This is a genomic window from Candidatus Bartonella washoeensis Sb944nv (assembly GCF_000278135.1).
Taxonomy (GTDB): Bacteria; Pseudomonadota; Alphaproteobacteria; order Rhizobiales; family Rhizobiaceae; genus Bartonella; species Bartonella washoeensis.
The window spans coordinates 9059-18556 of record NZ_JH725023.1; the positions used below are offsets into that span (position 1 = coordinate 9059).

11 protein-coding genes and 1 pseudogene are annotated in these 9498 nt (G+C 38.0%); 2 read left to right on the forward strand and 10 right to left on the reverse strand.

Annotated features, from left to right (window positions below; translation table 11 throughout):
* Window positions 1-312 precede the first annotated feature (312 nt).
* On the forward strand, window positions 313-936 hold the full coding sequence (locus MCQ_RS02545; protein ID WP_006923364.1) for a fumarylacetoacetate hydrolase family protein: 624 nt from the start codon (window positions 313-315) through the stop codon (window positions 934-936).
* Window positions 933-1562 carry a LysE family translocator gene (locus tag MCQ_RS08720; RefSeq protein ID WP_006923365.1) on the forward strand — a complete coding sequence of 210 codons (630 nt, stop codon included), beginning with the start codon at window positions 933-935 and terminating at the stop codon, window positions 1560-1562. The genes MCQ_RS02545 and MCQ_RS08720 overlap by 4 nt, the downstream gene beginning before the upstream one ends.
* Before the next feature lie 360 nt (window positions 1563-1922).
* Here MCQ_RS08720 and MCQ_RS09170 read toward each other — a convergent pair whose 3' ends face one another.
* The 10 genes and pseudogenes from MCQ_RS09170 to MCQ_RS09775 form a co-directional block, all read right to left on the reverse strand.
* Window positions 1923-2072 (reverse strand): hypothetical protein, encoded by a 150-nt coding sequence (locus MCQ_RS09170; RefSeq protein WP_159052266.1) that lies wholly within the window; start codon window positions 2070-2072, stop codon window positions 1923-1925.
* Window positions 2073-2504: 432 nt separating this feature from the next.
* Window positions 2505-2627, reverse strand: coding sequence for a hypothetical protein (locus MCQ_RS09770; RefSeq protein WP_280641541.1), 123 nt, complete (start codon window positions 2625-2627; stop codon window positions 2505-2507).
* Window positions 2628-3266: 639 nt separating this feature from the next.
* A pseudogene (locus MCQ_RS09535) lies at window positions 3267-3501 on the reverse strand (HigA family addiction module antitoxin).
* 18 nt (window positions 3502-3519) lie between these two features.
* Window positions 3520-3666 (reverse strand): type II toxin-antitoxin system RelE/ParE family toxin, encoded by a 147-nt coding sequence (locus MCQ_RS09285; RefSeq protein ID WP_244595351.1) that lies wholly within the window; start codon window positions 3664-3666, stop codon window positions 3520-3522.
* A gap of 1604 nt (window positions 3667-5270) precedes the next feature.
* On the reverse strand, window positions 5271-5849 hold the full coding sequence (locus MCQ_RS02570) for a disulfide bond formation protein B (protein ID WP_006923368.1): 579 nt from the start codon (window positions 5847-5849) through the stop codon (window positions 5271-5273).
* 10 nt (window positions 5850-5859) lie between these two features.
* A complete protein-coding gene (locus MCQ_RS09045) occupies window positions 5860-6012 on the reverse strand; it encodes a DUF5993 family protein (protein ID WP_006923369.1) in 153 nt (50 codons plus the stop codon).
* Window positions 6013-6495: 483 nt separating this feature from the next.
* Complete coding sequence (locus tag MCQ_RS02580) at window positions 6496-7095, reverse strand: disulfide bond formation protein B (RefSeq protein WP_006923370.1); 600 nt, start codon at window positions 7093-7095, stop codon at window positions 6496-6498.
* Window positions 7096-7119: 24 nt separating this feature from the next.
* Window positions 7120-7293: a DUF5993 family protein gene (locus tag MCQ_RS09540; RefSeq protein WP_420021778.1), complete on the reverse strand. Its 174-nt coding sequence runs from the start codon at window positions 7291-7293 to the stop codon at window positions 7120-7122.
* A gap of 597 nt (window positions 7294-7890) precedes the next feature.
* The gene (locus tag MCQ_RS02585; RefSeq protein WP_035007812.1) at window positions 7891-8346 is read right to left on the reverse strand and encodes a hypothetical protein; all 456 of its coding nucleotides are present in this window, start codon (window positions 8344-8346) and stop codon (window positions 7891-7893) included.
* A gap of 387 nt (window positions 8347-8733) precedes the next feature.
* Complete coding sequence (locus MCQ_RS09775; protein WP_280641542.1) at window positions 8734-8856, reverse strand: hypothetical protein; 123 nt, start codon at window positions 8854-8856, stop codon at window positions 8734-8736.
* Window positions 8857-9498: the final 642 nt, after the last annotated feature.

Sequence of the window (9498 nt, forward strand, 5' to 3'; positions counted from 1 at the left end):
TGAGTTTTCACGCCCCCCTTGATCGTTGCCCATACGACCAAAACATCTTTCAAGGAATAAAGCACTTTAAGGAGATTAGCAACAAACATGAAAACAGTGTTTTCTTATCTCTCAAAAACTATAAGATTAGACACTCTTCAAAAGAGAGAAAATGCCAAGTGGCTTTCATCACAGTTGCTTATTACCCCACATAAAGCCTCTTTTTCAGAAAGCGCATAGGCGTGATATAAGAAAAATGTTGTTTGCAAAGTTCTCTCTTCCCTATACAAAAAGAACCTATACAAAAGAAAATGAAAAATTTAGGGGTCTCCTATGATAAATGACATTTACTGTGTTGGACTCAATTATGTTGAACATGTTCATGAAATGGGCACTACTGCTGAAGAGGAACCTGTTATCTTCAGCAAGCCAAACAGTTCACTCATTTTAGGCAATGAAATTCATCTTCCTGATTTTTCTAAAGAAATCCATTTTGAAACTGAAATTGTGCTCAGAATCGCAAAGGACACTTTCATGGTCACGGAAGAAGGAGCAGAAGAATGCTATGATGCCATAGCAATAGGTCTTGATCTCACAGCGCGAGATTTGCAAACAAAACTGAAAGAAAAAAGACTTCCTTGGCTTTTATCGAAAGGATTTAAAGGCGCTGCATATGTCTCTGATTTTATAAAAAAGGAAAAAATAAACAACCCAATAACCTTTGCCCCAATAACCTTTGCAATGAAATTGAATGGCGAAACGAGACAAGTTGGCAATACGAAAAATATGATCTTTAGCTTTAAGAAGATAATATCATTTTTGAGCAGCCACATTCAGCTAAGACGTGGTGATATCATATACACAGGCACTCCACAGGGCGTAGGCAAACTTTCTCAATTTGATAGAATAGAATTGTATCTACAAGATCAATTAATTTCAGAGCTAGAAGTAAAATGAATCATCAAATACTGACCTTTTTCATTGTTTCATTTTTTTTAGTCATCTCACCGGGACCGAATATGGCCCTTATCATCGATAATGCAACCAGATTGGGGAGAAAAAACGCATTTGCCAATGTTTTAGGATTGTGTACAGCAACATACGTGCATGGGGCATTTTCCATACTAGGTGTATCAGCGCTCATTCTCAACAACAAAACGCTGTTTTTTTTAGTAAAACTCATGGGAAGCTTCACTTTATTATACATGGGCTTTAAAGCAATTAAATCTGGAATACATAGCTTAAATTCAAAAGAAAGAAGTTCAACAAATGAAAAGAGTGCTATTGGTAAAACAAAGTTTTTCACCAGCTATATAGACGGCTTTATGACACAAATACTAAACCCCAAAGTATCAATATTCACTATAGCGGCCTTCCCGAAATTTTTGTCTTCTGGTGGTAGCATTAAAAAAGGCTTTGAACTTGTCACCATACATTCTTTCAACATCTTTGCATGGTTTACTTTAATGACCATTTTTATATCCTTTGCCAGCACCGCTTTAAAAAAGCAGCGGGTAAAAGGCTGGATTAATATCGCGACAGGAACAGTTTTATCTCTGTTTTCTTTTTTCATTTTCTTATAATAACGTCCTCCCCACCATAAAGAATAAACATTCTTACCCATTGACCGATCTGTAAACAGTCTGTTCTCTCTTCGGCTGGTTCTCCAGACTACTTCGACCACTTCATGTCGTTCACCTCATAGGGGGCTCTATAGGCAAGCAAGCTCTAACCTAAAGAACTTACGACAACACTCTTCAAACACTGAACATGTAAAAGGTTGAACATGCCCTCTATCACCGTCCTAAACAAACGTATTTTACGGGCAAAACATGATAGTTGCACAACCTACCAGCAAAATCTTCCACAAATCTTGCCCTTAAAATGAAAGATGGGATACTCTCTCTCGCTTTTCATATCAATATTGAGCACTCCACCAGAACCTATACGACCACCGCTTCTTGCTCATTTTCTCTAAAGACTGAAACAGAGTCAAACCCTACGTTACTCTCCCATCCTTGTTGAATTTTAATCCATTGCAACAAAAAAATACGCCCCCCTTTGGCAACATTTTTTGCTATCTCCCTCAGCACATCATCTCCCTCAGCACATCATCTCCAAGAGGAGGAACGCACATAGGTTAATAGGTGTCAACACACTTCATAAAGCAAGTTTGCACCACCTCATGGCTTTTTTTTTCATACTGATCAAAATGCTTCCAAAACAAAGCTCTCAATCATACCTCACAGGATCCCTTTCAAGAACATGCCAAAAAGATACCACCGCAATAACCTTTGAAAACACCTACCCGCTTTAAAATCTCATCGCCAGAGCCTCTTTTCAGAAGCACCTCTTTCCAGAAGCGCCTCTTTCCCAAAAAACCTCCCTCAAAAAACTACCCCCTCCTTTCAAAGCCCACCTATGCTCTCTTTTCCTCAACCCTTCTGCAACACCTTGTCTCAAAACTTCAACGCACCTCCTTCATCCACCTTCATGGCCCCATCCCTCTCACCTGTCCACCCCACCTAACGCGCATCGCACCCGCTTGAACTGAAACCCCTCACCACACACGTCTCTTGCCCATAATCAACCCAGCAAAAACCACCACCAAGCACCACACCTGCAATCTTCTCGCTTAAAGCCTTCACTGCAAAGCTCCACCTGCTCTTTAGCTCATGCCTTCAACATCCCCTTTTATCCACAGGCCTTCCCCTTTCTCTCCGCACTCTTTACGCACAAACTCTTCAATTTTCGCTTATAATATTGCCACTCTGCTCATTGCATCTTGTAAAACCCACACAACACCCCTCACCTCTTACTTTTCTTTAATTCATTATTTACGCTTTTACGAATTTACGCTTTTACGATGACACAGAAGCAAACAGCTATGAAAACCGCAAAGCCATGCAAAAACGTGTGATACAAAAGCATCAAAAAACGGTCTTTTAACCCTTCATTTCACTCTGCCCTGCACTTTTCAATGCTCTCTCCCCATCCTGCAACCCTCTCCCACCGACTCTTAATTCACAGCTTATGTGAATATATCTTTATATCAACATCAAGGACTAAGTTTTAATATAAGGTTATTTCTTATCCTTTTTTACTTAACATTCTGTCCCCCGCATACACACCTTAGCAGTAAGAAATTTATCCGAAATCATGATCTAAGGAGAGAGCTGCTCTTAGCACCTAAAACGCCCCTTAAAAAGTACTTCAAGAAGATAGAGGAGATACTAACATGCGTTGGTATAAAGAGGTCGTATCTTAGGTTGTTTATGTTTTAGAACTTACGCTAAATGATAATTTGTTTGTATAACCAGCCAATCACTTAGCTAAACGCACACTTGCCACTTCAAGCCGTATAGCGAAATTGGGGCTGAGTGCAGCTCTCCCATTTAAAACCCTAGAAAATACTACACGAGACATCCTAAGCGGTTCAATGGCTTCAATAACGGATCAACCAAGTTTCGCGATGACATCTTCACGCAAAAGTTCCCCAGGATGTGGAGGGTTTTTCATCATTTTTTTAGTTTCCGTTATTTAATGATAATCTAGATAATCGACAAATGCGACATCGATACCAATAAAACGCAATATTATGTGCCAATTTCCATTTACAGTTATTGACCAATAGCCCTTATTAAGATCCCCTTTTAGAGGATGTAATCGAAAGGATGGGTAATGCACAAACCATTTGGTGATATAGCGACGTTAAGAGCACTGAAATTACGTCTTAGCTTTGAGAGTATGGGCAGATTGAATTCTCTTTGTAGCATCAGTATTATAGAAGGCCTCAAGTTCTTTATGTTTAAATCCTAAAGCCATAATATACTCTATCGTGTATCTTTACAAAACCTCAGAAGAAATTATCCATTGTCGTTAAAAAATCAAATGTTTCTTCCATACTATAAGGTGCTTTAGGTGTTATTCTAAGCTCTTCCCATAGATCATGATTTCAGAGCTTTGTCTGAAGGACAAAACAAGCCCTGGTTCTTTTCAAGGTCGCTGTCAGGCGCTCCCGTAGGGGGCCTTGCGCTTTAAGAACAAAGGCTTTTGCGTTCTTTCAATAAACGCGGGTCTGATCTTATGATTTTGGAGAGCATTCTTGAGAGTTTGAGAAATGAAATACGCTTCATTAAAAAACTATTTTCATTTTGATTGCTAACCTCCTCAAAGTGCTTTATTGATGAGCACTGTGATTTTGGTCGCATAGGCAACACGCAACGACCAATAGGATCTGAAAGCCCTAAGCTCTAGCGTAAAAATGAACCCGCTGTGTGGGTATCCCGGGATTCCGGGAGTTTTTGCTATGTCCAAGTGCTCTCAGCACTAAAAGCGAAATGCTGATTTGAGTTCAGTGTTTTCAAGCTCCCGAAATACCAATACGAGGGCGCTTGTATCTGGCAGGCGACTTTAGAAAACACTATCAATAAGAAAAATAGCTACCGCTTTTCTTGTTATTTGAAATAACGGAGCGCTTTTCATAAAAAAACTATAAGTTACAAAGACTATTTTCATGACTTCATAAAAACTTCAACAGTTTGTTATTTTTCACTTAAAATGTCTCATTTCTTGTGCATTGTTCCATTTTTTGCAAAAATAATCCGAACCAATCAGGGCAATATCACGTAAAGATTGTCCTGTTTATCATAGCTTTTTCTCCTCGATTTAATTCTGCGCTTGCTGTCTCATACCTTGTTTATGCATGCCAGAAGCTCGCTCCTCTCATGATACAAGCAGAAAGTACGTGCCTTTGCATTATTATTATCATCATTATAAAGCATGGTTTAGACAGGAAAACTCGTTTACCCTTAATGGCCTATGAACATGAAAATGATTGACCGCCGTTATAAGGTGTTTATGTCTCGCTGTGCATTGCACAAAACCTTAAAAAGGCATCCCCTCGTTTCAATCATAAAACCTGTGTGTAAATCTTATCGCTCCAGCAAGAAAATTGGCCATCACAAAAACTATCCACCTAGCAATAACTCTCTGCCCACCTAGCATCTTTGACGCGCAAAAGTCTTTGATTTTCCCCCAATATTTTTTGACACAAACTTCTTCGAAACAAAGAATTCTAAGATCAAGAGAACACACTTTAAAAAACACACTAGCAAAAACCAAGGAAACTCTCCCAGAGATAAAAAACCTAGAGCAGATTTTCTTTCTCAAAATCTTTCGCAAAGAAGAATAAGGAGCGGCAATGTTGACATTGTCGCCCCTTCATTTAGCAAGATATATAGATAGAAAGTTTGTTTATATAAATAGAAAGTTTTTTGAAAAAAAAAGTCCTAAGAAGAAGGGAACCAATTCGACAACAATTCATATCTTACAGGATCATCGGCGCATTGCCCACTTCCACATTCTAGCACAGTAGAAACCAAGTTTGCAGCAATCAAAAACACAAAGAGAAAACTTGCCATTTTACTCAGGAAGGGGAAAGGAGAGCATATTTTAAATTTGTGTGACACTTCACCTAAAATCATAACCAAGACAACGGCAAAAATGCAAAGGACTGAAATAATAAATGCCCAAGTATAAAAATGCAGTCCAAAGAACGTTGAACCGTATCCAAGATCATCTGGTGTGATATGTAAAAACACCTGCCTCGCTGCAACAACACTGGTTACCATACAACCAAGAATAACCATACCATAATGGGTATTTCTCACCCTATGGTGGATATTGAGTAAAAACCCACACCCCGCAAGCATCAAACCAACACGTTGCAGAAGACAAAGCGGGCATGGCAACTCAAATTTTACCAATTGATAATAGAAAGCCACCAACAAGACAATGGATAATCCAATAAGTCCCAACACATTCATCAATATAACGAAATGATGATTTTTTTGTTCAACCTGTTCCATGATTATTCTCTCAAAAAGATAGATTTAAAGTAGAAGTTGCATGATGATTAAAAGTAAGAAGAATAACCACCAAAAGAAGAGCCCATAGAGCGTAACTTATGTTTTTTTTGCCATATAAAGTGGTTATTGCTGTACCTAAAGCGATTAAAAATGGAACAAACATGTACTAAAATCTCCTTATCTTATTGATTGATGCGCACCATATCGGGAATTTGGGCAAAAAAGAGACACTGAATTTATTATTCACATTATTATTATGCTCTTTATCATCTTCACAATGAGAGAAAACAACAGAGCATATAGGCTTCTAAGCACGCGTTTCAAGAAAAGCATTGATGATGGCTGTTTTTTTCAGCACATAAAAGAGGGAATTTTTCATGCTGACCTAAAAGAAATTTGAACAGCAAAATAAGTTTTATTCGTTCAATACTGAGATTTTTATATCTCTCTTTTCATAATAAATTTCCCTCATTGTTAACGTATTTTCGCCACTAAAATCCTCTTGTTACAAAATGTTGGTTTAAATTGCACGCTGGCGAAATACCGAGATAGATCGCCATTTCCTACCTTTTTAGCCAACAAAAATCACGAGGATTTCTGCAATCTTACAATAAAAATACAGTTAAAAACTTATGGAAAAAAGCTTTTAAGATGAGGAATGAAACCAATTTGACAATACACCATATCTGACGGAATCACTAGCGCACAACCCATCTCCACATTCAAGTATGACAGTAAGCAAGTTTGCAGCAATCAAAAACACAAAGAGAAAACTTGCCATTTTACTCAACACGGAGAAAGGAGAGCATATTTTAAATTTGTGTGACACTTCACTTAAAATCATAATGAAGGCAACCACAAAAATATAAAGGACTGAAACAATAAATGCCCAACTATAAAGGCGCAAACCAAAGAGCGTTGGGCCATCTGCAAGATTACCGAGTATCATCTGTAACAAAATTTGCTTAGCAGCAGAAATACAAGTCACCGTACAACCAAAAATAACCATACCATAATGGATATTCTTCACCCTATGGAGAATATTGAATAAAAATCCACACCCCGCAACTATAAAACCAAGACGTTGCAGAAGACAAAGCGGGCATGGCGACACCGGCAACACAGGCGACACGGGGTTTGTCAGTTGATAATAGAAAGTCATCAACAAAACAACGCATAACCCAGTAAGTCCTAACACATTCATAAATATGACGAAATGATAGTTTTTCTGTTCAATATGTTCCATGATTATTCCATCAAAAAGACACGTTTAAAGTGAAGTTACATGGTGATCTAAAATAAGAAGAGTAACAATGAACAAGACTGTCCAACAAATATAACTTATTTTTCTCTTGCCATATACAGTGGTTATTGCTGTACCTAGAGCGATTAAAAATGGAACAAACATTGTACTAAAATCCTCTTTTTTATTGATACCCAACATATTGCTAAATTTGTCAAAAAAGAGGCAAAGAACTTAATTTACTCACAATTATTATTTTATTATTTCTATGACTATAGAAAAAACAGTAAAGTATAAAAGCGACTAAAAGGGAATTTCAACAAAGCTATTGAAACTATAAGTTTGTCTTTTTCAGCACACAAAAGAAGGGATTTTTTTCATGCTGACCATAAAAGAAATTTGAACAGCAAAATAAGTTTTATTCAATTAATACTGAGGTTTTTACATCCTTTTTTTTACAATAAAAAATCCTTATTTTTAACGCATTTTCGCCACTAAAATCCTCTTGTTACAAAATGTTGGTTTAAATTGCACCGCTAGCAAAATATCGAGAGAGATCGCCATTTCCTACCTTTTTAGCCAACAAAAATCATGAAAATCTTACAAAAAGAGAGCACTGCATGTCTCTGCGTATTGCTAAAATCTTACAAAGAACAGAAAAGGAAAAACGCATGAGAGAAAAACCATTTGAGGCAAGCAACAAAGACAAGCAAAAAAGGGATTGGTATTTTCTCCCATCACGAGCCCCTTCCCTGTTCTTACCCATCATCCTCCTCTTTTGCTCTTCACCTATCCGCTTTATATTTCGATAAACCGCATTCCCCATAGAAAAAGCGCAAGCAAAACAAAGATGCTTTCATTTAAATATCCATGATCATTTGCCTGCATAAATGTGCTGTAAGCACTGCTTATCGTGAAAGGAGGAAGGAAGGTTTCTACTTTGATTTCAAAGTTTGTTTTCAGAACGCCTATCCCCCCATCAAGGCATTTACTCCATGCATTATTAAAGAATAATCCAGCCCTTTCACTGAAGTAAATAAACTGAAGTAAACAAGATGAATTAAAGTCTTTTTTCATGAAAATTCGTGCATTTAAAATGCCAAGCATTTTCTGAAATAAAACAAACTTGATCTGAAACAGAAAATCTGTTACTGTTTGATAGATTTTTTTAAATGTTATGTGATATACTGTGATTTCTTGCTTCACTGCAGTATTTTTTGTTAAAATAGCAGAATTCGGAGCAAAATTTTCCAACTTAAATTAACATGGCGGTATATACCGCCATTTTTTTTAAAGTGATCCCTGCATTGATATCTTAATCGTGAAGCGTAGCCTTTTTCTTTGATTTTTCGATAAAGTTTTTAAGAACCTATTTTGTTGTTACAAATTGTCTGTTGAGCAATAACGCATACACTGTATAAACCACGGTTTTATGTTGAGAAAGCTTTATCAAACAAAAAGCAGGTCTGCGTGTGGATAAATGAGAGCAGCGAAACCTCCAACTGTATAGTCTAAAAGAATTCTCTCCCTCCATCTTCCAACGGTTTAGAATGCTGATCAAAATACCCAAAATTGTGCATAACCTTACGCACCTCCTTCATCCACCTTCATGGCCCCATCCCTCTCACCTGTCCACCCCACCTAACGCGCATCGCACCCGCTTGAACTGAAACCCCTCACCACACACGTCTCTTGCCCATAATCAACCCAGCAAAAACCACCACCAAGCACCACACCTGCAATCCTCTCGCTTAAAGCCTTCACTGCAAAGCGCCACCTGCTCTATAGCTCATGCCTTCAACATCCCCTTTTATCCACAGGCCTTCCCCTTTCTCTCCGCACTCTTTACGCACAAACTCTTCAATTTTCGCTTATAATATTGCCACTCTGCTCATTGCATCTTGTAAAACCCACACAACACCCCTCACCTCTTACTTTTCTTTAATTCATTATTTACGCTTTTACGAATTTACGCTTTTACGATGACACGGCAAGAAAAATAAAGACTTCTGATAAAAATGATCGTTGACCATATTTGGATAAAGCTATCATTGACCCTGCTCTTCATTTAACTTCTCACCTTACCCTTTGCATCCCACTCTTGAACTTCGCTCCTCCCATTAGCCTATTAAGTTTTATAGAACACGCATAACCTTCACTTCTTCTGTTTTTCCTTTTTTGCAACTCACTCTTTACGCTTACACAGAAATAAAGAAAAAGGAAAACCGCAAACCAATACAAAAACGCATGACACAACAGCGTCAAAAAAACTATCGCTTTACGCTTCAACGAACCTTTTCCCCATCAGTCTCCCCACCTAACGCGCATCGCACCCGCTTGAACTGAAACCCCTCACCACACACGTCTCTTGCCCATTCTCACCCCAGCAAAAACCACCACCAAGCA

Bases quoted from the DNA above. Each gene is read 5' to 3' on its own strand.
- MCQ_RS02545 (WP_006923364.1), top strand. From the start codon at position 313: ATGATAAATGACATTTACTGTGTTGGACTCAATTATGTTGAACATGTT.
- MCQ_RS08720 (WP_006923365.1), top strand. From the start codon at position 933: ATGAATCATCAAATACTGACCTTTTTCATTGTTTCATTTTTTTTAGTC.
- MCQ_RS02570 (WP_006923368.1), bottom strand. From the start codon at position 5,849: ATGGAACAGGTTGAACAAAAAAATCATCATTTCGTTATATTGATGAAT.
- MCQ_RS09045 (WP_006923369.1), bottom strand. From the start codon at position 6,012: ATGTTTGTTCCATTTTTAATCGCTTTAGGTACAGCAATAACCACTTTA.
- MCQ_RS02580 (WP_006923370.1), bottom strand. From the start codon at position 7,095: ATGGAACATATTGAACAGAAAAACTATCATTTCGTCATATTTATGAAT.
- MCQ_RS09540 (WP_420021778.1), bottom strand. From the start codon at position 7,293: ATGTTGGGTATCAATAAAAAAGAGGATTTTAGTACAATGTTTGTTCCA.